Source organism: Nonomuraea sp. NPDC059023 (assembly GCF_042740095.1).
GTDB lineage: Bacteria > Actinomycetota > Actinomycetes > Streptosporangiales > Streptosporangiaceae > Nonomuraea.
The window spans coordinates 54,074-76,877 of sequence record NZ_JBHYIO010000005.1; the positions used below are offsets into that span (position 1 = coordinate 54,074).

General features: G+C 72.1%; 23 protein-coding genes. 18 read left to right on the forward strand and 5 right to left on the reverse strand.

The window, feature by feature from the left end:
* Positions 1-185 precede the first annotated feature (185 nt).
* Positions 186-1,187, reverse strand: coding sequence for a hydroxyacid dehydrogenase (locus ACFWYW_RS10360; RefSeq protein ID WP_379619468.1), 1,002 nt, complete (start codon positions 1,185-1,187; stop codon positions 186-188).
* 181 nt (positions 1,188-1,368) lie between these two features.
* On the opposite strand from ACFWYW_RS10360, the gene ACFWYW_RS10365 reads away from it, so the two are divergent.
* The 4 genes from ACFWYW_RS10365 to ACFWYW_RS10380 are packed head-to-tail and all read left to right on the forward strand — an operon-like array spanning position 1,369 to position 5,707.
* Complete coding sequence (locus tag ACFWYW_RS10365) at positions 1,369-2,676, forward strand: extracellular solute-binding protein (RefSeq protein ID WP_379619470.1); 1,308 nt, start codon at positions 1,369-1,371, stop codon at positions 2,674-2,676.
* The gene (locus ACFWYW_RS10370) at positions 2,673-3,614 is read left to right on the forward strand and encodes a carbohydrate ABC transporter permease (RefSeq protein ID WP_379632822.1); all 942 of its coding nucleotides are present in this window, start codon (positions 2,673-2,675) and stop codon (positions 3,612-3,614) included. Before ACFWYW_RS10365 ends, ACFWYW_RS10370 begins: the two co-directional genes overlap by 4 nt.
* The gene (locus ACFWYW_RS10375) at positions 3,611-4,468 is read left to right on the forward strand and encodes a carbohydrate ABC transporter permease (protein WP_379619474.1); all 858 of its coding nucleotides are present in this window, start codon (positions 3,611-3,613) and stop codon (positions 4,466-4,468) included. Before ACFWYW_RS10370 ends, ACFWYW_RS10375 begins: the two co-directional genes overlap by 4 nt.
* Positions 4,469-4,474: 6 nt before the next feature.
* Positions 4,475-5,707, forward strand: coding sequence for an alpha-L-fucosidase (locus ACFWYW_RS10380; RefSeq protein WP_379619476.1), 1,233 nt, complete (start codon positions 4,475-4,477; stop codon positions 5,705-5,707).
* A gap of 4 nt (positions 5,708-5,711) precedes the next feature.
* Here ACFWYW_RS10380 and ACFWYW_RS10385 read toward each other — a convergent pair whose 3' ends face one another.
* On the reverse strand, positions 5,712-7,145 hold the full coding sequence (locus ACFWYW_RS10385) for a polysaccharide lyase 6 family protein (protein WP_379619478.1): 1,434 nt from the start codon (positions 7,143-7,145) through the stop codon (positions 5,712-5,714).
* A 216-nt stretch (positions 7,146-7,361) separates the two neighbouring features.
* On the opposite strand from ACFWYW_RS10385, the gene ACFWYW_RS10390 reads away from it, so the two are divergent.
* From ACFWYW_RS10390 to ACFWYW_RS10415, 6 genes are all read left to right on the forward strand, one after another.
* The gene (locus ACFWYW_RS10390) at positions 7,362-8,327 is read left to right on the forward strand and encodes a hypothetical protein (RefSeq protein ID WP_379619480.1); all 966 of its coding nucleotides are present in this window, start codon (positions 7,362-7,364) and stop codon (positions 8,325-8,327) included.
* 98 nt (positions 8,328-8,425) lie between these two features.
* Positions 8,426-8,836 carry a molybdopterin-binding protein gene (locus ACFWYW_RS10395; protein ID WP_379619482.1) on the forward strand — a complete coding sequence of 137 codons (411 nt, stop codon included), beginning with the start codon at positions 8,426-8,428 and terminating at the stop codon, positions 8,834-8,836.
* Positions 8,837-8,847: 11 nt separating this feature from the next.
* The gene (modA, locus tag ACFWYW_RS10400) at positions 8,848-9,624 is read left to right on the forward strand and encodes a molybdate ABC transporter substrate-binding protein (protein WP_379619484.1); all 777 of its coding nucleotides are present in this window, start codon (positions 8,848-8,850) and stop codon (positions 9,622-9,624) included.
* A gap of 5 nt (positions 9,625-9,629) precedes the next feature.
* Positions 9,630-10,433 (forward strand): ABC transporter permease, encoded by an 804-nt coding sequence (locus tag ACFWYW_RS10405; RefSeq protein ID WP_379619486.1) that lies wholly within the window; start codon positions 9,630-9,632, stop codon positions 10,431-10,433.
* Positions 10,430-11,494, forward strand: coding sequence for an ABC transporter ATP-binding protein (locus tag ACFWYW_RS10410; RefSeq protein ID WP_379619488.1), 1,065 nt, complete (start codon positions 10,430-10,432; stop codon positions 11,492-11,494). Before ACFWYW_RS10405 ends, ACFWYW_RS10410 begins: the two co-directional genes overlap by 4 nt.
* Positions 11,495-11,606: 112 nt before the next feature.
* On the forward strand, positions 11,607-12,458 hold the full coding sequence (locus tag ACFWYW_RS10415) for a universal stress protein (protein WP_379619490.1): 852 nt from the start codon (positions 11,607-11,609) through the stop codon (positions 12,456-12,458).
* Here the strand turns inward: ACFWYW_RS10415 and ACFWYW_RS10420 are convergent.
* Positions 12,455-13,531, reverse strand: a complete 1,077-nt coding sequence (locus ACFWYW_RS10420) for a serine hydrolase domain-containing protein (protein WP_379619492.1) — start codon at positions 13,529-13,531, stop codon at positions 12,455-12,457. The two genes, ACFWYW_RS10415 and ACFWYW_RS10420, sit on opposite strands and share 4 nt — an antisense overlap.
* A gap of 141 nt (positions 13,532-13,672) precedes the next feature.
* Here ACFWYW_RS10420 and ACFWYW_RS10425 point away from each other — a divergent pair, with 141 nt between their 5' ends.
* Entirely contained in the window at positions 13,673-14,089 is a 417-nt protein-coding gene (locus ACFWYW_RS10425) for a hypothetical protein (protein ID WP_379619494.1), read from the forward strand.
* On the opposite strand, the gene ACFWYW_RS10430 is transcribed toward ACFWYW_RS10425, so the two are convergent.
* The gene (locus tag ACFWYW_RS10430) at positions 14,071-15,534 is read right to left on the reverse strand and encodes an IclR family transcriptional regulator C-terminal domain-containing protein (protein WP_379619496.1); all 1,464 of its coding nucleotides are present in this window, start codon (positions 15,532-15,534) and stop codon (positions 14,071-14,073) included. The genes ACFWYW_RS10425 and ACFWYW_RS10430 overlap by 19 nt on opposite strands.
* Before the next feature lie 93 nt (positions 15,535-15,627).
* Here ACFWYW_RS10430 and ACFWYW_RS10435 point away from each other — a divergent pair, with 93 nt between their 5' ends.
* From ACFWYW_RS10435 to pcaC, 7 genes are read left to right on the forward strand one after another with little or no spacing between them, the layout of a single operon-like run.
* On the forward strand, positions 15,628-16,374 hold the full coding sequence (locus ACFWYW_RS10435) for a CoA transferase subunit A (protein ID WP_379619498.1): 747 nt from the start codon (positions 15,628-15,630) through the stop codon (positions 16,372-16,374).
* Positions 16,371-16,997: a CoA transferase subunit B gene (locus ACFWYW_RS10440; RefSeq protein WP_379619500.1), complete on the forward strand. Its 627-nt coding sequence runs from the start codon at positions 16,371-16,373 to the stop codon at positions 16,995-16,997. Before ACFWYW_RS10435 ends, ACFWYW_RS10440 begins: the two co-directional genes overlap by 4 nt.
* Positions 16,994-18,139 carry a thiolase family protein gene (locus tag ACFWYW_RS10445; RefSeq protein ID WP_379619502.1) on the forward strand — a complete coding sequence of 382 codons (1,146 nt, stop codon included), beginning with the start codon at positions 16,994-16,996 and terminating at the stop codon, positions 18,137-18,139. The genes ACFWYW_RS10440 and ACFWYW_RS10445 overlap by 4 nt, the downstream gene beginning before the upstream one ends.
* A 5-nt stretch (positions 18,140-18,144) precedes the next feature.
* On the forward strand, positions 18,145-18,876 hold the full coding sequence (gene pcaH / locus ACFWYW_RS10450; RefSeq protein ID WP_379619504.1) for a protocatechuate 3,4-dioxygenase subunit beta: 732 nt from the start codon (positions 18,145-18,147) through the stop codon (positions 18,874-18,876).
* Positions 18,873-19,397: a protocatechuate 3,4-dioxygenase subunit alpha gene (locus tag ACFWYW_RS10455; protein WP_379619506.1), complete on the forward strand. Its 525-nt coding sequence runs from the start codon at positions 18,873-18,875 to the stop codon at positions 19,395-19,397. Before pcaH ends, ACFWYW_RS10455 begins: the two co-directional genes overlap by 4 nt.
* Positions 19,384-20,469 (forward strand): lyase family protein, encoded by a 1,086-nt coding sequence (locus ACFWYW_RS10460; RefSeq protein ID WP_379619508.1) that lies wholly within the window; start codon positions 19,384-19,386, stop codon positions 20,467-20,469. Before ACFWYW_RS10455 ends, ACFWYW_RS10460 begins: the two co-directional genes overlap by 14 nt.
* Positions 20,466-21,545: a 4-carboxymuconolactone decarboxylase gene (gene pcaC, locus ACFWYW_RS10465; protein ID WP_379640958.1), complete on the forward strand. Its 1,080-nt coding sequence runs from the start codon at positions 20,466-20,468 to the stop codon at positions 21,543-21,545. Before ACFWYW_RS10460 ends, pcaC begins: the two co-directional genes overlap by 4 nt.
* Here pcaC and ACFWYW_RS10470 read toward each other — a convergent pair.
* Positions 21,534-22,751 (reverse strand): serine hydrolase domain-containing protein, encoded by a 1,218-nt coding sequence (locus tag ACFWYW_RS10470; protein ID WP_379619512.1) that lies wholly within the window; start codon positions 22,749-22,751, stop codon positions 21,534-21,536. The genes pcaC and ACFWYW_RS10470 overlap by 12 nt on opposite strands.
* Positions 22,752-22,804 lie beyond the last annotated feature (53 nt).

The window sequence follows — 22,804 nt, forward strand, 5'->3', positions numbered from 1 at the left end:
ATCACCTCCAAACACACACCCTGGTGGTGGCGCGTGACCTCCCCCATCACCCCCCCCCCACGCTACCCCCCCGCCGGGGGCGTGGCCGTTTTTTACTCGCGGGCCCCCCCCCCGCCACCGTCACACCCTGACGTGCGCCCGCTCCCCGGCCGTCACGCCGCGGACGTGCGCTCGCTCCCCGGCTGTCACGCCATGATGTGCGCCCGGTCAGCCGGTACGGCATGCCGGAAGGCCTCCCCGCCGGCCAGGCGGCGCAGCTCGTCCACGACCAGTTCCCCCATGCGCGCCCGCTCACCGCCCAGGGCTCCCGCCACGTGCGCGGTCAGGACGACGTTGGGCAGGGTGAACAGCGGTGAGTCCGGCGGCGGCGGTTCCGGCCAGGTGACGTCGAGTACCGCGGTGAGGTCGGTCCTGCGGCGCAGGACGTCCACGAGGGAGGGCTCGTCCACCAGCGCGCCGCGGGCGGTGTTGATCAGGGTGCCGCCGGGCTCCAGGAGGTCGAGCAGCTCGCCGTCGACCAGGCCTTCCGTCTCGGGCAGCAACGGCGCGTGCAGGCTGACGACCGAGCAGGCGGCGAAGAGCTCGGGCAGCTCCACCAGGCGCACGCCCAGCCCGGCGGGGTCGGCCACGGGGTCGCAGGCCAGTACCTCCACGTCGAAGTTCCGCAGGTGGGCGGCGACGAGGCGGCCGATCGCGCCGAGGCCGAACAGGCCGACGCGGGAGCGGTACCCGCCGGCGACGCGCGGATCGTGCGGGTAGCGGCGCTCGGCCCGGATCTCGCGGGCGATCCGGTGGGCCTGCTTCAGCGCGAGCAGGATCTGGGCCAGCGCGAACTCCGCCACCGGGATCGCGTTGGCGGAGGCGGCGGAGACGATCGGGATCTCGCGGGCCCAGAACTCCGGCGTGGTCAGCGGCCGTACCGAGCCGGCGGCGACCAGCACCGCGCGCAGCTTGGGCGCCCGGCTCAGCAGCGTCGCGTCGAGCCGGGGCGGGCTCCATCCGGTCAGCAGGATCTCCACCTCCGCCAGCACGTCCGGGTCCTCGGCCAGGTGTTCCCGGGTGCGCGGTGGCGCGCTCCATCTGACCAGTTCGTCCAGGTCGCGCAGGACCTCGGGCGGGTAGACGTCGCCGCGCCGCCGTTCCTCCATGACGAGCAGGGCGATGGGCCGGGGATCGAGCTCGGACATGAACGCTCCAGAGTCATCAAGAGTCATCGGGTCAGTGGCAGCACGCGGCTTGTTACGCATCGATTTCGGCCGGGAGTCATCGGACCATTGACCGTGCCAATGGGGCAACGCTAGCTTCTCGGAAAGCGTTATCCAAGAGACTGGGAGCCGTTCACATATGCGGACACATGCCAAATACAAGGTGAGTTGTCTCCTTGCTGCCGCGCTGGTGCTGACCGGGTGCGGCTCCGGTCCGGCGGGAGGCGACGTCGAACAGGATGCCTCGGCGCCCCTGGAGCTCTGGACCAGGACGACGCCCGGCGGGCCGGGTGAGCAGGGCACGATCAAGCTGGCCGCGGCGTTCGAGAAGGCCACGGGCCACAAGGTCAAGGTGACGGCCATCTTCGACGACTTCGAGACGAAGATGCAGCAGCGTGCCGCGCAGAAGGACCTGCCGGACATCGTCATGAACGACGTCGCCCAGCTCGGAACGATGCAGAGCCAGGGCCTGCTGCGCGAGATCGACCTGTCCAAGGTCGCCGGCGCCAAGGACGTCAGCGAGCGGGCCCTGGCCGCGGGCAAGGCCGTGGACGGCAAGCAGTACGGCCTGCCGTACTCGGCACAGGCGACCGCGCTGCTCATCCGCAAGGACTGGCGCGAGAAGCTGGGCCTGAAGCCGCCGCAGAGCTGGGCGGACCTGGCGGCGATGGCCAAGGCGTTCACCGAGAAGGACCCCGACGGCAACGGCGAGGCCGACACCTACGGGCTGGCGGCGCCGCTGTCGACCAAGCGCGGATACGCGTCCTGGTACTTCTCGAACTTCCTCTGGGCCGCGGGCGGCGACTTCGTGGCCGACGCGGGCGGCGGCAAGTACAAGCCGGCCATGTCCACCGCCGAGTCCGTCGCCGCGATGCAGTGGTTCCGCGACCTGGGCTGCAAGGACAAGGTGATCCAGCCGGGCGCGGTCACCATGGACACGCCGCCGACGAACGAGACGTTCGAGGCGGGCAAGGCCGGTCTCTACGTCGTCGGTCCCTACCTGCTGCCCCGCTTCGACAAGGCGCTGGGCAAGGACAAGTACGAGGTCATGGCGATGCCCAAGGGCGCCAAGAGCGCCGAGGTGCTGGCAGAGGGCGGCGCGGTCTACCTGATGGCCGGCTCGCCCAACCAGGCCGCGCAGGACGCCTTCGCCGCCTTCGCCATCTCGGCCGAAGGCCAGAAGATCGGCATGGAGGGCGAAGCGGCGTACATCGTGCAGTTGCCCGTCAACACCACCGTCGACATCGCCCAGGTGCGGCCCGACCCGCGCTGGAAGACCTTCGCCGAGGCCTACCAGACCTCCGGCCGGTACGCGCCGTCGCTGCCGAACTGGACCCCGGTGCGCCAGGTGTCGGCCGAGACCGTCAACGCGCTCGTGGCGGACTGCTCCCTCGACCTCAAGGCCGAACTCGGCAAGCTCGACACCAAGCTCGCCGCCATCCTCACCGAACAGGGCATCGCCGCCTCATGAGCGTCGAGCAACTGAGTCCCGTCGCCGCGCGAGCGACGACCGGCGCCCCCGCTCCCCGTTCCAAGAACGGGGGGCGGGACGGCCGCTGGTGGATCCCGTGGCTGTTCCTGGCTCCGGCGATCATCCTGTTCGCGCTCTTCAAGTTCATCCCGATGGGCAACGCGCTGGTCATGTCCTTCCAGGACGTCCAGCCGTTCCTCGGCAACAAGTGGGTCGGGACCGGCAACTACGCCACGATGCTCGCCTCCGAGGGCTTCCACAGCGCGGCCTGGCACACGATCGTGCTGGCCGTGGGGCAGACGGCCGGCTCGATGGCGCTCGGGTTCGCGCTGGCGCTGCTGATGGAGGGGCAGAGCCGCAAGCTCGGCTTCATCAGGTCCGCCGCGTTCCTGCCGGTCGTGGTGCCGATGGCGGTGGTCGCCGAGCTCTGGCGGATCATGTACCACCCAACGGCCGACGGCATGATCAACTCGATCATCGGGCTGGTCGGGCTCGGGCCGTCCGGGTTCATCAACGACCCGGACGCCTCCATGGCCTCGGTGATCATGACCGGGATCTGGCGCGGCGCGCCGTACGACATGATGATCTTCATGGCGGGGCTGGCCGGCGTCAACCGGGACCTCTACGAGGCCGCCACCGTCGACGGCGCCTCCCGATGGCGCCGGATCCTGCACGTCACGCTGCCCGGCCTGCGCTCGGTCTTCACGATCCTGTTCGTGCTGGCCGCCATCCGCGGGCTGCGGGTCTTCACCGAGGTGTTCCTGCTGACGAACGGCGGGCCGAACGGCTCCACCGAAGTGGTCATGACCCTCATCTACAAGCTCGGCCTGGAGCAGAACCGGCTGGGCGTCGGCGCGGCGGGGGCGGTCCTGCTGTTCGTCGCGACTCTCGTGCTGACGGTCTTCGTCTACCTGCTCAGAAGGAAGGAGAACCGATGAGCGAGACGGCTCTCGGTCTCAAGGAGAACGCGACCCCCGCGGGCCGCGCGACGAAGCTGGTGATCTACTCGCTGGTGCTGGTCGTGTTCGCGGGGCCGCTGCTGGCCCTGCTGGTCAGCGCCTTCAACCACGTCTCCGACCCGACCCAGCTGAGCCTGGTGCCGACCAGCCCCACGCTGGACAACTTCACGGTGGCCGTCGACCAGGGCGTGCTGAAGTATCTGCTCAACTCCTTCCTCGTCGTGGGCTTCGGGCTGCTGCTCCAGGTCACGGTCTCGGTGCTGGCCTCGTACGCGCTGGCGCGCAAGCGGTTCCGGTTCATGTCGCTGGTGTTCGTGGCCATTCTCGCGACGCTCATGCTGCCCGAGGAGATCCTGGCCATCCCGCTGTCGATCATCCTGGCCGACGTGCCGGTGATCCACGTGAACCTCATCGGGACGCTGGCCGGCATGATCGTGCCGCTCGGCGCCTGGGCGTTCTCCATCCTGGTGATGACCGAGTTCATGAAGGACGTGCCGCGCGAGCTGGAGGAGGCGGCGCGGATCGACGGGGCGGGCGAGCTGCGGATCTTCGCGCAGATCATCCTGCCGATGTGCAAGCCCGCGCTCGGGGTCATCGGCGTGTTCGGCTTCACCATGATCTGGGACCAGTACCTGCTGCCGTTGCTGGTGGCGCAGGACGCCTCGTCCTACACGCTGCCGCTGGCGCTGCGGACCCTGCGCATCGACCCCATCGTGACGCCGGGCGTGGTCATGGCGGCCTCGCTGCTGGCCCTGCTGCCCTCGGTGATCGTGTTCCTGTTCTTCCAGCGTTCGTTCGTTCATGGCCTGTCCTCCGGCGCCCTCAAGGGATGATTTTTCATGACGTGGTTCACCCATGACAGATTCGGGATGTTCGTCCACTGGGGCCTGTACGCCCTGCCGGCCCGGCACGAGTGGGTCAAGACCAGGGAGAAGATGACCGACGAGCAGTACCAGGTCTACTTCGACCACTTCTCCCCCGATCGCTACGACCCGGCCGGCTGGGCGCGCGCGGCCAAGGCCGCCGGGATGCGCTACGTGGTGCTGACGACCAAGCACCACGACGGGTTCTGCCTGTGGGACAGCGATCTGACCGACTACAAGGCGACCCGCACGCCGTACGGGAAGGACCTGGTGGGGCCGTTCGCCGAGGCCTGCAGGGCCGAGGGGCTGAAGGTCGGCTTCTACCACTCGCTGATCGACTGGCACCACCCGTCCTTCCCCGTCGACGGCACCCACCCCCGCCGTGACGAGGTGGACGGCGAGGGCGGCGGCGACATCGCCGAGTACCGGCGCTACCTGCACGGGCAGGTCCGCGAGCTGCTCACCCGCTACGGAAAGATCGACTACCTGTTCTTCGACTTCTCCTACGCCGGCAGGAAGGAGTGGTGGGGCGGCAAGGGCGCCGCGGACTGGGGCTCGGCCGAACTGCTGGAGATGGTCCGCGAGCTGCAGCCCGGCATCCTGGTCAACGACCGCACCGGCCTGCCGGGCGACTTCGTCACGCCCGAGCAGTACCAGCCCTCCGGACCACTGGCCGAGGTGTGGGAGGCCTGCCAGACGCTCAACGGAAGCTGGGGCTACGACCGCGACAACCTCGACTACAAGAGCCCGGAGCTGCTCATCCGCATGCTGGTGGACGGCGTCGCCAAGGGCGGCAACCTGCTGCTCAACGTGGGCCCGACCGGCCGGGGCGAGATCGACCCCAGGGCGCTGGCCATCCTGGGCGAGATCGGCGCCTGGATGGACCGGCACGAGCGCTCGATCCGCGGCTGCGGGCCCGCGTCGTTCACCCCGCCGGCCGACTGCCGCTACACCCAGAACGGCGACCGCCTCTACCTTCACCTGTTCAGCTGGCCGCTGCGCCACGTGCACCTGCCGGGGCTGGCGGGCAAGGTCCGCTACGCGCAGCTGCTCGACGACGCCTCGGAGATCAGGATGGTCGTCACCCAACCCGGCGAGGTCGCGCAGAACACCAAGATGGGCGGGCAGCCGGAGGGCACCTTGACCCTTCAGCTGCCCGTTCAGCGTCCCCCGGTCGCCGTCCCGGTGATCGAACTCTTCCTTGCCTGACCGCTCACTCGCGCCAGGCCGGCCCGGTGTCCGCCGTGCTCGCGCTCCGCGGGACCCTCGGGGCGGCCTTCCCCGCGAGGGGCACGACCGTGATGCCGTCGGCGGTGTTGGGCGCGTTGACGTCGAGCGTGCCGCCGACGACGACGTTGCCGCGGAAGGTGTTGGGCTCGAAGACGAACTTCTGCAACGGCGGCGCGGTGTCCTGCTTGCTGGTCTGCACCGAGACGCCGCCCGCCGGGCGGTAGGCGAGGTTGCCGGTGAAGGTGTTGCGCGTGGGCAGGAGGACCATCTGGTAGCCGGGCCAGTGGTTCTTGTAGAACCAGCCGAGGTGCATGTCGCTCTTGGCGTTGTCGACGAACATGTTGCCGGTGAACCGGCTGTCGGTCACCTGTCCGTAGTGGAAGAGGTAGCCGTAGGGGGCGAGCGGGTTCTTCTGCGGCACGAAGCCGGGCGTCAGGTAGTCGAGCTGGTTGTTCTCGTCGAACATGTGCTCGCCGCTGGTGACCTTGAGCCCGTAACCGGAGACTCCGGCCACGTAGTTGCCGCGTACGGTGTGGTGGTCGCCGCTGACCCGGATGCCCTCGCTGGCCGGGTACCGCTCGCCCAGGATGACGTTGTTCTCGACCGTGTTGTAGTTGCCGTAGCGCAGGACGAGGCCGCCGCTGGACTGCTTGATCGTGTTGTGGCGCACGGTGTTGTGGTTGGACTTCAGCGAGATGATCTCGTCGTCGCCGTCGACGTGCTCGAAGAGGTTGTTCTCGATGGTGAAGTACGCCCCCTCCGTCGTCCCGAGATCGCCCCACTGCCCGTAACCCCAGATGCGCAGCGCCTCCATGCCGTTGCGCCCGATGTTGGGGACGTTGGCGAAGCGGCTGTGATCGACCTTGTTGTACGTGGCCCGCGGCCCCCGGTCGTTGCCCACGACAGGCTCCTGGTGGTTCTTGCCCTCCAGCAGGACGTGGTCGAGCCGGTTGGCGCCGCCGCGGAAGTAGACCCAGTAGTAGGCGGTCTGCGGCTCGGCCGGGTTGAAGTTCACCACGGCCGTGTCGGTGACCCGGCCCCGGTCGCTGTTGAACGTGATGACCGACCCCTTGCCCTCGGGCACGGTGCCGTCGGTGAAGGTCAGGCCGCTGACCACGAGGTCGGGACTGTTCAGCGAGATCCCCGACCGGCCGGTGAGCACGACCTTGCCGGGCGTCTGGGCCCGCAGCGTCACCGGCCTGCCGGGCGCGGTGGCGGCGCTGAGGTCGAGGAAGGCGTTCTCCCACGTGCCGTCGGCCATGACGATCGTGTCGCCGGGGCCGGCGTCCGCCAGGGCCTTGGCGAGCTCGGCCGGATTCGCCACGAGCACCTCGGACGCGGACTCGGCCACGGCCGGGCTCTGGGCCAGGCCTAAGGCGAGGACGGCCGCGGCGAGCAGGCGCGGAGCATTGATCATGAAACCTCCTACTAATCAAGGGAAATATCCCTCAAAAAGAGCAAACAAAGCCGTCAAATGCTCGTATTCATCGGAGCATTGAGAGAACCGTAGCCTCCGGGCAAGCGTTTTCCAAGAGCCCGGCGTACCGTGACTTGCGCGACGTTTGCACGCGCTGACGCGCTGTCAGCCATGCCGTCATGGCCCGCGGCCACGTCCCGAACCGACAGTGAGTGCATGAGCCCATCTGGTATGACCGCGGACCTCCTGCGGCAGGAGATCGACCTCAACGCGCTCACCGACGCGCTCGGCGAGCGCGCCCCCCAGCTACGGTCGGCCATCGAGACACGCGTGTCCGCCGCGATCAACGCGCGCACGACCTCGGAGCTGCTCACGCTGACCGTCACCGAAGGCGGCCACACCCGGACGGTGAGCCCGTCCCCCACCCCCGACTACGCCAAGTCGCTCTTCCACTACGTCAAAGGCACCGGCGGCGCGACGATCTCCTGCCGGATCGAGGACGTCGTCGAGGCCGCCGTCGTCGCGGCCACCACGGAGTTCTACCAGTCAGAGGAGACGATGGCGGACCTGGCGGAGGTCCTCGGCCGCCAGCTCGTGGAGAACGCCGCCATCCACCGCATCCTGGAGGAGGAGTTCCGCGACCTCGCCGCGCACGTGCAGCGGGAGGTGAAGGACTCCATCACGCTCTCCACGCACACCACCGTCGGTGAGCAGGCGGCCGACATGGCCCTCGCGAGCGCCACCCACGCCATGCACACCACGCTCGGCGCCACCGTCGCCGCCCTGCTGGCCAAGGCGCTCGCGCTGCCCATGGTGAAGGTCGCGGTGGCCAAGGCCGTGGGCGCCGTGCTGGCCAGCGCGGCGTTCCAGAAGGTCCTGATCATCCTGCTCAAGAAGATCGGGGTCGCGCTGGTCCTGAAGATGCTGCTGGTCAAGCTGTTCGGCGCGGGCGCCGGCGCGCTCGTCGGCTTCATCGTCATCCCGCTGATCGTCGCCTTCCTGGTGTACGAATGGAACACCTTCCCCCAGAAGATCGCCGCCAAGATGTCGGGGCAGGTGGCGGAGAAGCTCGTCAGCCAGAGCGCCGACCTCAACCGGCAGGTCGCCGCCTCCTTCGTGGCCGCCGCCCTCGACGAGGTGCTCGGCAAGCTGCACGACGACCTTCTCTCCCCGGCGAACTGACCTCCCGCGCATGCCAGGACGAAACGGTGGCCCTGTCCGCTGATGCGGGGGGCCGCCGGTGTGCGGGCTTGAATCTGCGAAGGGTAACCTAGGCGTTCGTGACGACGTTTCGTATCAGTGAAGCCGCCGCGCTGCTCGGGGTCAGCGCGGACACGATCCGCCGCTGGGTGGACGCGGGCCGCCTCGGCGCCGAGCGCGACGAGCACGGCCACCGGCAGGTCGACGGCGCCGAGCTGGCCGCGTTCGCCCGCGCCCAGGTCGAGGAGGTCGAGGGCGGCCGGTCCTCGGCGCGCAACCGGTTCCGCGGCATCGTGACCGAGGTGATCCGCGACGCGGTGATGGCCCAGGTGGAGATCGCCGCGGGGCCGTTCCGTGTGGTGTCGCTGATGAGCCGTCAGGCCGCCGACGAGCTCGGCCTGGAGGTGGGGGTGGTGGCGGTCGCCGTGATCAAGTCCACCAACGTCGTCGTCGAGATCCCCGGTCACGAGCGCGTGGCCGGTGCGGCGTGAGGAGCCCCTCGATGTTCAGGCGTCTTTCCCCATGGGTCATCGCGCTGGCGGTGTTGTCCGGGTGCGGTTCCGGACAGCCCGCCGCGACGAGCGCCTCGGCCTCCCCCGCGGGCGGGGCCAAGGAGCTGACGGTGTTCGCGGCGGCCTCGCTGACCGGGACGTTCACCGAGCTCGGCAAGACCTTCGAGGCCGCGCATCCGGGCACGACGGTGAAGTTCAACTTCGGCTCCAGCGCCACGCTGGCCCAGCAGATCGTCCAGGGCGCTCCGGCCGACGTGTTCGCCGCCGCTAGCCCGGCCACGATGAAGACCGTCACCGACGCCTCCCTGGCCGGCGCGCCCGCCACGTTCGTCCGCAACAAGCTGCGGATCGCGGTCCCGGCCGACAACCCGGCCAAGGTCGACGAACTGAAGGACCTGGCCGACCCCAAGGTCAAGGTCGCGCTGTGCGCCGAGCAGGTGCCGTGCGGGGCCGCCGCGGTCAAGGCGCTGGGCGCGGCCGGTCTCAAGGTCACGCCGGTCACGCTGGAGCAGGACGTCAAGGCCACGCTGACCAAGGTCGAGCTCGGCGAGGTGGACGCCGCGCTGGTCTACACGACCGACGTGATCGCCTCGGCCGGCAAGGTGACCGGGATCCCCTTCCCCGAGGCCGACAAGGCGATCAACGACTACCCGATCGCCACCCTGACCAAGGCGCCCGCCGGTGACCTGGCCAAGCGGTTCGCCGACCTGGTGCTGTCGCAGCAGGGCAAGGACGTGCTGACCAGGGCCGGCTTCGAGGCGCCCTGATCCCGATGAGCTCTACCACGCGGGAGCGGGCCGGGCGGCTGCCATGGATGCTGGTGGTGCCCGCCGTCGCCGGCCTGGTGTTCCTGGTACTGCCGCTGGCCGGGCTGCTGATCCGCGCGCCCTGGTCCACGCTCGGCCCGCGGCTGGCCGAGCCGCACGTGCTGGAGGCGCTGCGGCTGTCGGTGGTGAGCGCTTCCCTGGCCACGCTCATCTGCCTGGTGCTCGGCGTGCCGCTGGCCTGGCTGCTGGCCCGGGTGAGCTTTCCCGGGCGGCGGCTGGTGCGGGCGCTGGTGACCGTACCGCTGGTGCTGCCGCCGGTGGTCGGCGGCGTCGCGCTGCTGCTCGTGCTGGGGCGGCGGGGGCTCGTCGGGCAGTGGCTGGAGTCGGCGTTCGGGATCACGCTGCCGTTCACCACGGCGGGGGTGGTCATCGCTGAGGCGTTCGTGGCGATGCCGTTCCTGGTGATCAGTGTGGAGGGCGCGCTGCGCGGGGCCGACCAGCGCTTCGAGGAGGCGGCGGCCACGCTCGGCGCCTCCCGGTGGATCGTGTTCCGGCGGGTCACGCTGCCGATGATCATGCCGGGGGTGGTGGCGGGGGCGGTGTTGTGCTGGGCGCGGGCGCTGGGCGAGTTCGGGGCGACGATCACGTTCGCCGGGAACTTCCCCGGCACCACCCGCACGATGCCGCTGGCGGTCTACCTGGCGCTGGAGACCGAGCCGGAGGCGGCGATCGTGCTCAGCCTGGTGCTGCTCGCGGTCTCGGTGATCATCCTGGCCAGCCTGCGCGACCGGTGGGTGAACAGCCCATGATCGTGCGTGGTGCGGCGGGGGTGGAGGCGGTCGGTCTGCGGGCCCGGTTGCGGGTGAGCCGGCCGGCGTTCACGCTCGACATCGCGCTCGACGTGGCCCCCGGCGAGGTGGTGGCGCTGCTCGGGCCCAACGGCGCGGGCAAGACCACCGCGCTGCGCGCCCTGGCCGGGCTCACCGGCATGTCCGGCGGCCGGATCAGCCTGCGCGGCCGGGACCTGGACGCCCTGCCCGCCGAGAGCCGCCCGATCGGCATGGTGTTCCAGGACTACCTGCTCTTCCCGCACCTGTCCGCGCTGGAGAACGTCGCGTTCGGACCGCGCTGCCGCGGGGTCGCCAAGGCCGAGGCGCGCCGTACCGCCGCCGCCCTGCTGGAGCGGGTCGGGCTGGCCGACAAGGCCGCCGCCAAGCCGCGGCAGTTGTCCGGCGGGCAGGCGCAGCGGGTCGCGCTGGCGCGGGCGCTGGCCGTACGGCCCGAGTTGCTGCTGCTGGACGAGCCGCTGGCCGCGCTCGACGCCCACACCCGGCTGGAGGTCCGCTCGCAGTTGCGCCGCCACCTCAACGACTTCGACGGCGCCACCGTCCTGGTCACCCACGACCCGCTCGACGCCATGGTGCTGGCCGACCGGCTGATCGTGATCGAGGGCGGGTACATCGTGCAGCAGGGCGCCCCCGCCGAGGTCGCCCGCCGCCCCAGGACCGACTACGTGGCTCGCCTGGTCGGGCTCAACCTGTACCGCGGGGTGGCCGCCGAGTCCGGGGTCAAGGTGGGCGAGCTGCTGCTGCACGCCAGCGAGCACTTCGACGGGCCGGCGTTCGTGGCCTTCCCGCCCGCCGCCGTGGCCCTGTACCGCTCCCGGCCGGACGGCAGCCCGCGCAACCTGTGGCAGGCCCGCATCGACGGCATCGAACGGCACGGCGACAACGTCCGCGTGCACCTCGGCGGCCCCGTCTCCGCGTTCGCCGACATCACCCCCGCGGCCGTGGCCGAGCTCGACCTGTCGCCCGGCCAGCGGATCTGGGCTTCGGTCAAGGCCACCGAGACCCACGCGTACCCGGCCTGACCAGCCCACCCGCCGCAGGCCAGCGGCGAGCGTACCCCTCCTGACCGGCCCACCCGCCGCAGGCCCGCGGCGAGCGATGGGATAGGAAGAGGGTGGAACGGGGTGATGTGTCGTGATCGTTGTCGGCGTGGATGGTTCGCGGGCAGGGCTTGAGGCCGTCGGCTGGGCGGCCAGGGAGGCGGCGCCGCGCGGGCGGACCCTGCTGGTCGTGCACGCGATGCCCGCTTGGGCGCACGCCGCCGTTCCCGGCGAGCGGTATGCCGGGGTGGCCGAGTGGATGCGGGACGGCGCCGCGACCGTGCTCGCCGCCGCCGTCGAACGAGCCCGGCAGGAGGCGCCCGGCCTGGACGTCGAGCGGCGGGCCGTACCGGGTGACGCCCGTGCGGCGCTGCTGGAGCTGTCCGCCGGCGCCGACCTGCTCGTGATGGGCAGCCACGGGATGGGCGGCTTCCGCGGGCTGCTGCTCGGATCGGTGGCGGCAGGGGTGACCGGGCAGGCTGCCTGTGACGTGGTCATCGTCAGGGAACCGGCCGCCACGGCGCCGCGCGGCGAGGTGGTCGTGGGGGTGGACGGCTCCGCGGCGAGTCAGCGCGTGCTCGCGTACGCCTTCGAGCACGCCGACCGGCACGGGCTGGCGCTGCGGGCGGTGCACGCCTGGAACCGGCTCGACCTCGACGGCGTCCTGGCGTCGGCCTCCGCGGAGGAGGACGAGCTGCGGCTGCTGAAGGAGGCGGTCGCGGGCTATCGCGACCGCCATCCCGACGTGCGGGTCGTGTGGGAGGTGGTGCACGACCATCCGGCGCAGGCGCTCAGGAACGCCTCCGAGGGCGCCGATCTGCTGGTCGTGGGGACGCACGGGCAGAGCGCGCTCACCGGGCTGATCCTGGGGTCGGTGAGCCAGGCGATGCTGCACTACGCCAAATGCCCGCTCGCGGTGGTCCGCAACGCGCCGGCGCCGCGTTAGGCGCGCTCGGCCAGGCCCAGGGTGAGCTTGCCGTTGAGGTCCTCCAGGTTCCATCCGCCCGTGCTGTAGGCCTGGTTGGTGATCCAGAAGACCATCACGCGCCTGCCGGTGAAGCGGGCGTACTGGCCGAAGGACCAGTCGTTGCCGCCGTCGTGCTCGGCGACCCGGCCGAGGCGGGTGCGGGGGACGATGCCCCAGCCATAGCCGTAGTAGTGGCGTTCGCGCCGGTCGGTCAGCACGCGCGGGGTGAACATCTCGGCCTTGGCGCGGCGCGACAGGACGGTGCCGCCCTCCAGGGCGCGGTGCCAGCGGTACATGTCGGCGGCGGTGGAGAGCATGCCGCCGTTGCCGCGCAGGTACCAGTACGGGCCGTCCTTGGCCCAGGGGTGCTCGGTGGGACGGCCCTGCCGCCTGCCGCGCCTGTCGTACTCGACGGCCAGGTCTCCGGGTGACCAGCGCGGCAGCACGTATCCGGTGCGGGTCATTCCGGCGGGCGCGAACAGGTGCGTGGCCAGGAACCTCTCGTAGCCGAGACCGGAGGCGCGCTCGACGACGGCGGCCAGCAGGCTGTAGCCGAGGTTGGAGTAGCGGAACCCGGCTCCGGGGGCCTGGCGCAGGGGCGCGGCCAGGGCACGCCTGATCATGGTGTCCCGCGAGACGGGGACGTAGTCGTCGCCGAGATCGCCGAGATCGCCGAGGCCGGAGGTGTGCGTGAGCAGGTGGCGCAGGGTGATCGCGCGCTTGTCCGCGGGGACGCGGCCGAGATGGGCGCTGATCCGGTCGGTGGTGCGGAGTTTGCCCATCATCTGCAGCTTCATGATGGCCGCGGCGGTGAACTGCTTGGTGATCGACATGATGTCGTAGACGGTCTCGCACCCGGCGGGCGTCCCGCGTTCGCGGTCGGCCAGGCCGAAACCGGCGCAGTGCACGAGCCTGCCGTCGCGCACGACGGCGACGGTGCCGCCGGGACCGTCCGGCAGCGTCCGGGCGAGGAAGGACACGATCTCCTTGTCGACGGGAGCCGGCGCCAGCAGCGTGCCGGCGAGGGCGGCGTGGATCCATACGGAAGTCATGCCTTCGACGCTGGCCCGCCGGGTGGCTCGGAGGTGGCGGGAAGGCTGTTCCGGGTTGTGCGGGTCTGTGCGAGTCGGCTGTACTGCCAGGCTATGAGCGACACAACTGATCCTTCGGATTTGCGGACCGGTGCCGAGTTCATGAGCGGGTTGCGCCGGCTCAAGGCGTGGTCGGGGCGGAGCTACCGGGAGATCCAGGCGCAGGCGCGGCGGGCCGGGCACGCGCTGCCGTACTCGACGGCGGCGGGGATGCTGAAGCGTGAGACGCTGCCGCGCGAGCAGGCGGTGGAGGCGTTCGCGCGCGGGTGCGGGCTCGGGGCCGAGCAGGCGTCGGCCTGGGTGGCCGCGCGCAAGCGGGTGGCGATGGAGGAAACACCGCGGACGCACACGCAGGCACGGGCTCAGGTGCGGGCTCAGGCTCAGGTGGGGCGGGGGCGGGTCGCAGGGCCGTGGCGGTGGGTGGCGGCCGTGCTGGTGGCGGCGGGGCTGGTGGGTGTGGCCGTCACTCAGCAGGAGGGGTTCGTCGTGGTGTCGGATGTTCAGGAGATCGAGCCGTAGCTCGGCAGGTGGGACAGGTCGGCGGTCATGCGGGCCGCGGCCGAGGTGAGTTCGGGCAGGACGCGCTCCACGAGGGTCTGGGTGGTGGCGCGGCTGGCGTGCGTGGCGACGTTGACGGCGGCGACCACGTTGCCGTCGCCGTCGCACAGGGGCACCGCGATCGAGCGGACGCCGTCCTCCAGTTCCTGGTCGACCAGCGCGTAGCCGTCGCGGCCCGCCTGCCGTACCGCCTCGGCCAGCAGCTTGGGGTCGGTGACGGTGCGGCAGGTCAGGGGTTTGAGCTCCAGTGCGGCGAGGCGGGCGGCGGGCTCGGCGGCCAGGAGCACGCGGCCCATCGAGGTGGCGTGGGCGGGGAAGCGGGTGCCGAGCGTGATGTCCACGCTCATGATGCTGGCCGTCGGTACGCGGGCGACGTAGACGACGTCGTCCCCCGACAGCACGGCGACCGAGGCGGACTCGCGCACCCGTTCGGCGAGCGCCGCCAGGTGCGGCTGGACGACTTCGGCGAGGGTGAGCGCCGACAGGTGCGCGTACCCCAGCTCCAGGACGCGCGGCAGGGGCACGAAGCGGGCGCGCCGCGCGCTCACGTAGCCGAACCGCTCCATCGTCTGTACGGCCCGCCGTACCGTGGCCCGCGCCAGCCCCGTGACCTGGGCCGCCTCGGCCAGCGTGAGCCCGCCGGGCGCGGCCCCGAGGGCGACGAGCACGCCGAGCCCGCGGGCCAGCGACTGCAGGTAGGCGGCGCCCAGCTCGTCCTTGGGCACGCGCGACAGGTCGGCGCCCGGCACGAGCCGCCGGGGCGGGTCGAGGCGTAGCGCGGCCTCCATGGCGGCGACGGCACGCCGCAGGTGGGGCAGGGCGTGTTCGCGCAGGCCGTCGGCGGTGTGCCGGCTGGTGTGGCTGATGACGCTGACCGCGCAGACGGCCTCGCCGCCGGGTTCGTGGACCGGCATGGCGACGGCGACCAGGCCGGGCTCGACGAGCTGGTCGTCCACGGCCCAGGGCACGGCGGCCCCGAGCAGCACGAACCCGGCGGCGCACCGCCCGGCGGCCAGCACGTCGCCGACGCGCAGGGCGACGGTCATCGTGCGCCGCCGGGTGTAGCGGGCGACGAAGCGTACGCTGCCGCCGTCGGGGACGGCGAGGGAGACCGACTCGTCCAGCTCTTCGGCGAGGGCCTCGGCGTGCGGGCCGAGCGTGGCGGGCAGGCCGCTCGCGGCGAGGTAGGCGGCGCCGAGCTCCAGCAGCCGGGGCGCGAGCAGCACGTCGCGGCCGTCGGCCCGCAGGTAGCCGAGGGTGACCAGCGTGGCCAGCACGCGGTCGACGGTCGCGCGGGCCAGCCCGGTGGCCTGCACCAGGTCGGTGGCGCGCCAGCGGCGTTGCGGCGCGGCGGTCACCACCCGCAGCACCGTCAGTCCGCGCTCCAGCGCTCCGCTCGGCTCCATGAGCCCTCCTTTGACAGCCCGGCGGGGCGGTCCCCATACTCGAAACCGGCTCATAGTGAACTTTAGTTCACTCTGCGAACGCTTGGAGCGACAATGGACAAGGTGGTCGGCTCCGCCGCGGAGGCGCTGAACGGCGTGCACGACGGCGCCTCCTTCGCGGTCGGCGGCTTCGGCCTGAGCGGCATCCCGGCCGTGCTGATCGAGGCCCTGCTGGACAGCGGCGTCACCGGCATCGGCGTGGTCTCCAACAACTGCGGCACCGACGGCGGCGGCCTCGGGCTCCTGCTGGCGGCCGGGCGCATCGCCCGCGTCACCGCCTCCTACATCGGGGAGAACAAGGAGTTCGGCCGGCGGTACCTGGCGGGCGAGGTCGAGGTGGAGCTGACCCCGCAGGGCAGCCTCGCCGAACGGCTGCGCGCCGGCGGCTGCGGCATCCCCGCCTTCTACACGCCCGCAGGGGTGGGCACGCCGGTCGCGGAGTCCGGCCTGCCCCTGCGCCACCACCCCGACGGCTCGGTCGCGCTGACCGCGCCACCCAAGGAGGTGCGGGAGTTCGACGGCGTGCCGTACGTGCTGGAACGCGCGATCACCACCGACTTCGCGCTGGTACGGGCGGCGCGCGGCGACCGGCACGGGAACCTGTCCTTCCGCAAGGCTGCGCGCAACTTCAACCCGCTGGCCGCGATGGCGGGGCGGATCACGATCGCCGAGGTGGAGGAGCTGACCGACCTCGACCCCGACGAGGTGCACCTGCCGGGCGTCTTCGTGCAGCGCGTGCTGCCGCTGACCCCGGAGCAGGCCGCGGCCAAGGGCATCGAGTGGCGCACGGTGCGGGCATGAGCTGGAGCCGCGACGAGATGGCCGCCAGGGCGGCGGCGGAGCTGCGCGACGGCGACTACGTCAACCTCGGGATCGGGCTGCCGACCCGCATCCCGTCCTTCCTGCCGCGCGGGATCACGGTCACGCTGCACTCGGAGAACGGCGTGCTCGGCGTCGGCCCCTACCCCGCGGCCGACGAGGTGGACCCCGACCTGATCAACGCGGGCAAGGAGACCGTCACCGTCGTGCCCGGCGCGGCCTTCTTCGACTCGGCGCTGTCGTTCGGCATGATCCGCGGCGGGCACATCGACGTGGCGGTGCTCGGCGCGATGCAGGTGTCCGCGGGCGGCGACCTGGCCAACTGGATGGTTCCCGGACGCCTGGTCAAGGGCATGGGTGGAGCCATGGACCTGGTGCACGGCGCGCGGCGGGTGCTCGTCGTCACCGAGCACACCGCCAAGGACGGCAGCCCCAAGCTGGTGCGGGAGTGCACGCTGCCGCTCACCGGGCGGGCCTGCGTGCACCGGGTGATCACCGACCTCGGCGTCCTGGACGTCACCCCCGAGGGCTTCGCGCTGGTCGAGACCGCGCCCGGCGTGAGCGTGGACGAACTGCGCGGCCGTACAGGAGCAGTGATCGGATGAGAGCCGTCTACATCGCCGACGCCGTGCGCACCCCCATCGGCCGGTACGGCGGGGCGCTGGCCGAGACCCGCCCGGACGACCTGGCGGCGCACGTGGTCAGGGCGCTGGCCGAGCGCACCGGGCGCGAACACGTGGACGAGGTGCTGTTCGGCAACGCCAACGGCGCCGGTGAGGACAACCGCAACGTGGCCCGCATGGCGGCGTTGCTGGCGGGGCTGCCGGTGAGCACGCCGGGCGCCACGGTCAACCGGCTGTGCGGTTCGGGGATGGAGGCGGTGATCCAGGCCTACCGCGCCATCGCGTTGGGCGACGCCTCGGCGGTCATCGCGGGCGGCGTGGAGTCGATGACCCGCGCGCCCTGGGTGCTGCCGAAGCCTTCGCGCGCCTTCCCGGCCGGGGGCGCGGAGCTCGTGTCGACCACGCTCGGGTGGCGGCTGGTCAACCCGCGGATGCCGGCCGAGCACACGGTGCCGCTGGGCGAGGGCGCCGAACTGATCGCCGACCGGTACGGCATCGCCCGCGAGACCCAGGACACGTTCGCCCTGGAGAGCCACCAGAAAGCCGCAAAAGCCGATTTTTCCCAAGAAATCGTGCCGATAGGCGATTTTTCGGCGGATGAGGGCATCAGACGCGACACCTCGCTGGAGGCCCTCGCCCAACTCAAACCCGCCTTCCGCCCCGGCGGCACGGTCACCGCGGGCAACTCCTCCCCCCTCAACGACGGCGCCGCCGCCCTCCTGCTGACCGACGAGGAAGGGCTCGGCGGCCGCGAGCCCCTGGCCCGGATCGTGGCCTCCGGCGTCAGCGCCCTCGAACCCGCCTCCTTCGGACTCGGCCCGGTCGAGGCCAGCCGCCGCGCCCTGGCCAAGGCCGGCCGGAGCTTCGGCGACCTGGCCGTGGCCGAGCTGAACGAGGCCTTCGCCGCCCAGGTCCTCGGCTGCCTGGCCGAAATGCCCGAGCTCGACCCCGGCATCGTCAACCCGCGCGGCGGCGCGATCGCCCTCGGCCACCCTCTGGGCATGTCCGGCGCCCGCCTGACCGGCGCCCTGGCCCACCAGCTCGCGGAGGCCGGGTCGGGCACCGGCCTCGCCTCCCTCTGCATCGGCGTCGGCCAGGGCCTGGCCGTCGTGCTCGAAAGGTGACCCGCATGCTGACGCAGGACGACATCGACCGCGAGATCGCCGAGTGGGCGGCGCCGCCCGAGCCCTCCGGCCACCCGCGGCGCGACTACGCCCCCTACCGCAGCAGCGTGCTGCGCCACCCCAAGCAGCCGCTGGTGCCGGTCAAGGACCCGGACGCCGCCGAGCTGCGCGGACCCGTCTTCGGCGTCACCGACGTGACCGCCCTGGACGCCGACCTGACCAGGCAGCACACGGGCGAGCCGCTGGGCGAGCGCATCACCGTCGAGGGCCGGATCACCGACCGGCAGGGCCGCCCGATCCGCGGCCAGCTCGTGGAGATCTGGCAGGCCAACGCCTCCGGCCGCTACCCCCACCAGCGCGACGACCACCCGGCCCCGCACGACCCCCATTTCTCCGGCATCGGCCGCTGCCTGACCGGCGACGACGGCGCCTACCGGTTCACCACGATCAAGCCCGGCGCCTACCCCTGGCGCAACCACCGCAACGCCTGGCGGCCGGCGCACATCCACTTCTCCGTCTTCGGCAGCGCCTTCACCCAGCGCCTGGTCACGCAGATGTACTTCCCCGGCGACCCGCTCTTCCCCTACGACCCGGTCCTGCGCTCGGTGACCGACGCCGCCGCCAGGCAACGGCTGGTCGCCGCCTACGACCACGCGCTGTCGCGGCCGGAGTGGTCGCTCGGCTACCGCTGGGACATCGTGCTCGACGGGCCCGCCGCCACCTGGACGGAGTCATGACGCTCCCGCCGACCCCCTCCCAGACCGTCGGTCCCTTCTACGGCTACGCCCTGCCCTTCCCCGGCGGCGGCGACCTGGCCGGCGGCGGGATCACCGTGCACGGCCGGGTGTTCGACGGCGCGGGTGAGCCGGTGCCCGACGCGCTGCTGGAGTTCTGGCAGGCCGACGCGGCCGGTTCGCTGCGCGGCGCGCCGGGCAGCCTGCGCCGCGACCCGGCCACCGGGGCGGTCATCGGGCGGCACGGCGCGGACTTCACCGGGTTCGGCCGTGTCTCGACCGACGCCGACGGGCACTGGCTGCTGCGGACCGTGGCGCCGGGCAACGGGTACATCAGTGTGTGCGTGTTCGCGCGCGGGCTGCTGCATCACCTGTTCACGCGGATCTACCTGCGGCCCGGCCCGTTCCCCGACTCGATCGAACGGGGCGGGACGCTGCTGGCCGTACCGGAGCGTGAGGGTGTGTACCGGTGGGACCTGTGGTTGCAGGGAGAGAAGGAGACGGTCTTCCTTGAGTTCGGCTGATCTGGGGTTGTTGTCGCCCATGCGGGGGGCGGGCGAGGCCACCGGCGACCAGGCGGTGCTGCGGGCGATGCTGGAGGCGGAGCTGGCGCTGGCCAGGATCCAGGCCCCGGCGGAGGCGGTCGCGGCGATCGAGCGGGCGTGCGCCGCGTTCCCCGCCACGACGGAGCTGTCCGAGCTGGCCGATCGGGCGCGGTCCGGCGGCAATCCCGTGATCCCGCTCGTCGAGCTGCTGCGCGCGGCGGCCGGCGAGCACGCGCGGTGGGTGCACGCGGGCGCCACCAGCCAGGACATCCTCGACACCGCGCTCATGCTCGTCACGCGGCGGGTGCTCGTCCCGCTGCTCGCCGACCTCGACACCGTGATCGCCGGGCTGACCCGGCTGGCCCGCGACCACCGCGACACCCCGATGGCCGCGCGCACGCTCACCCAGCAGGCCGTGCCCACCACCTTCGGGCTCAAGGCGGCCGGATGGCGCAGGCTCGCGATCGACGCGCGCCGCCGCCTGGCGGCGCTCGACCCGCCCGCCCAGCTCGGCGGCCCCACCGGGACTCTCGATCCGGCGCTGTGCGCCGCGTTCGCCCGCGAGCTGGGGCTCGCCGCGCCGATCCTGCCCTGGCACGTCCTGCGCGCCCCGGTCGCCGACCTGGCGGGCGCGCTGGCGTTCACCTGCGGGGCGCTCGGCAAGCTCGCCGCGGACGTGCTGGTCCTGTCGCGCGGCGAGATCGGCGAGCTGTCGGAGGGCGCCGGCGGCGGCTCGTCGTCGATGCCGCACAAGCACAACCCCGTCCGCGCCGTCATGATCGCCGCCGCCGCGCGGCAGGTCCCCGCGCTGGCCTCCATTCTGTACGGCTCGCTCGCCGCCGAGGACGAACGGCCTCCCGGCGCCTGGCACGCGGAGTGGCAACCGCTGCGCGAGGCGCTGCGCCTGGCGGCCGGGGCCGCCCGTGACGCCGCCGAGCTGGTGTCCGGCCTGCGCGTGCATCCGGACCGGATGCGCGCCAACCTGGCCGTCCCCGGCTCCACCGGCGCCGCCGCCGACCTGGTCACCCGAGCGCTGGAGGACATGCCATGAGGCACCGGATCGACGGCCCGGCGGACGGCGAGCCGCTTCTGCTTGGCCCGTCCGTGGGCACGACCGCGCGGCTGTGGGAAGCCCAGGTGCCCGAACTCGCCCGCCGTTTCCGGGTGGTCCGCTACGAGCTGCCCGCGCTCGGCTCCGTCGGCGAGCTGGCCGAGGCGGTGATCGGGCTGGCGGACACGCTGGGCATCGGCGCGTTCCACCACGCGGGCGTCTCCCTCGGCGGGGCGATCGGGGCGCAGCTCGCGCTGGCGTGCCCTGGGCGGGTGCGTTCGCTGGCGATGATCTGCTCGTCGGCGCGTTTCGGCGAGCCGGAGGGCTGGCACGAACGGGCGCGGCTGGTGCGCGAGCGGGGCACCGCTCCGCTGCTCGACACCGCGGCGCGGCGCTGGTTCGCCGCCGGGGCGGGTACCTCGCGGGCCAAGGAGCTGCTGGACGATCTGGCCGGGTTCGACCCCGAGACGTACGCCGCCTGCTGTGACGCGCTGGCCGCGTACGACCTGAGGGGGTCGCTCGCCGCGATCGCGGCGCCCACGCTGATCGTCGCCGGGCGCGAGGACCCGGCCACGCCGCCCGCGCACGCCCGGCTGCTGGCCGACGGCATCCCCGGGGCGAGCCTGGTGGAGATCTCCGGGGCCGCCCACCTGGCCACCGTGGACCGCCCCGCGCAGGTCACCGCCGCCCTGCTGGCCCATCTGCCCCCGGCGGACGGCATGCGGGTACGGCGCGAAGTCCTGGGCGACGCGCACGTGGACCGGGCGGTCGCCCGCACCACCGCCTTCACCCGCGACTTCCAGGACTTCATCACCCGCTACGCCTGGGGCGAGATCTGGACCCGCCCCGGGCTCGACCGCCGCACCCGTAGCTGCGTCACGCTGACCGCGCTGGTCGCCGGAGGGCACCTGGAGGAACTGGCCATGCACGCCCGCGCCGCGCTCCGCAACGGCCTGTCCCCCGACGAGATCGGCGAGGTGCTGTTGCAGAGCGCGGTCTACTGCGGCGTCCCGGCGGCCAACGCGGCCTTCGCCGTGGTCCAGCGCGTACTGGAGGAGCCTCCGTCAGGAGCGTGACGGAACCGGCGGCGTGTCCAGGTTCGGCACCGTGAACGGGGCGGACTTGGCGGCGGCCTGATCGGCGCCGCACAACCCGGTGAGCAGGTGCCGCGCGTGGGCGATCTCGCCCGGCTCGGCGGCCGGGTGCCAGGTGAGGTTGACGCCGGTCGAGACCTGCCGCCGCAGATTCTCGGTGGTGAAGGAGTTGGTCGCCATGCCGATCACGCCGCCGTCGTGGCCCCAGGCCTTGCCGCCGCAGGGCAGGTCCAGCGAGAAGATGCCCAGGCCGTAGTCGGCCGCCGACGGCGCTCCCTCGCCCGGCAGGACCGGAACGGTCTGCTTCATCTGCGCCAGCGAGGCCTGACTGACCAGCTTGCCCCCGAGCAGCGCCCGGTAGAAGCGGTTGAGGTCGGACATCGTGGACACGATCGCCCCGGCGGTCGAGCCCCACGACATGTTGAACACGGTGTAGTCACGCGGCGGGTCGAAGTACCCGAACACCGACGTGTACGCCCTGGCGTGCGGGCGCGGCAGGTACGGCGTGCGCGGGAAGGACGTGTTCACCAGCCCCGCCGGGCGGATCACGGACCGGGTGATGTGGTCCTCGGCCTCCTCGCCGGTGACCTTGGTGATCAGCAGCGCGAGGACGATGTAGTTCGTGTTGGAGTACACGCCCGGCAGTTGTCCGGGTTCGCCGGTCTTGCCCACGCCCACTCCGAGGGTGATCAGCTCCTGCTTGGAGTACTGGCGGACCCGCATGGTCTCCAGGTCCTCCGGAACGGTGATCAGCGCCTCGTCGTAGTCGCCGAGGTGGCTGGTGTGGTTGAGCAGCATCCGCACGGTGATGCGCGCGTCGGGCAGCAGGCCGGGCAGGTACGTCTCCACCGGCGTGTCGAGCCCGATGCGGCCCCGCTCCACCAGCCGCATGACGGCGGTGGCGGTGAAGCTCTTGGTGATGCTGCCCACCCGGTGGCGCATGTCCGGCCGCATCTGCTGACCGGTCGTCACGTCGGCGCGACCGGCGGCCCCCCGCCACTCCTGGCGCCGGTAGCGCACGTCGGAGTAGATGCCGTAGACGCCGCCCTTCGGCACCTCCTCCAGCGTCTGCCGCAACGCCCGCCGGTCGAGCCCCGGGTCGGCGGCGGCCGGGGTGGCGGTGACGGTCGCGGCGGCCAGGATCGCCGACCCTGCCACGACTGCGGTCAACAGCTTCCTCGCGAGCATGATGAGCCCTTTCACGGAGTAACGCGGGACATCTCCGACCCTCCCAGCTCGAA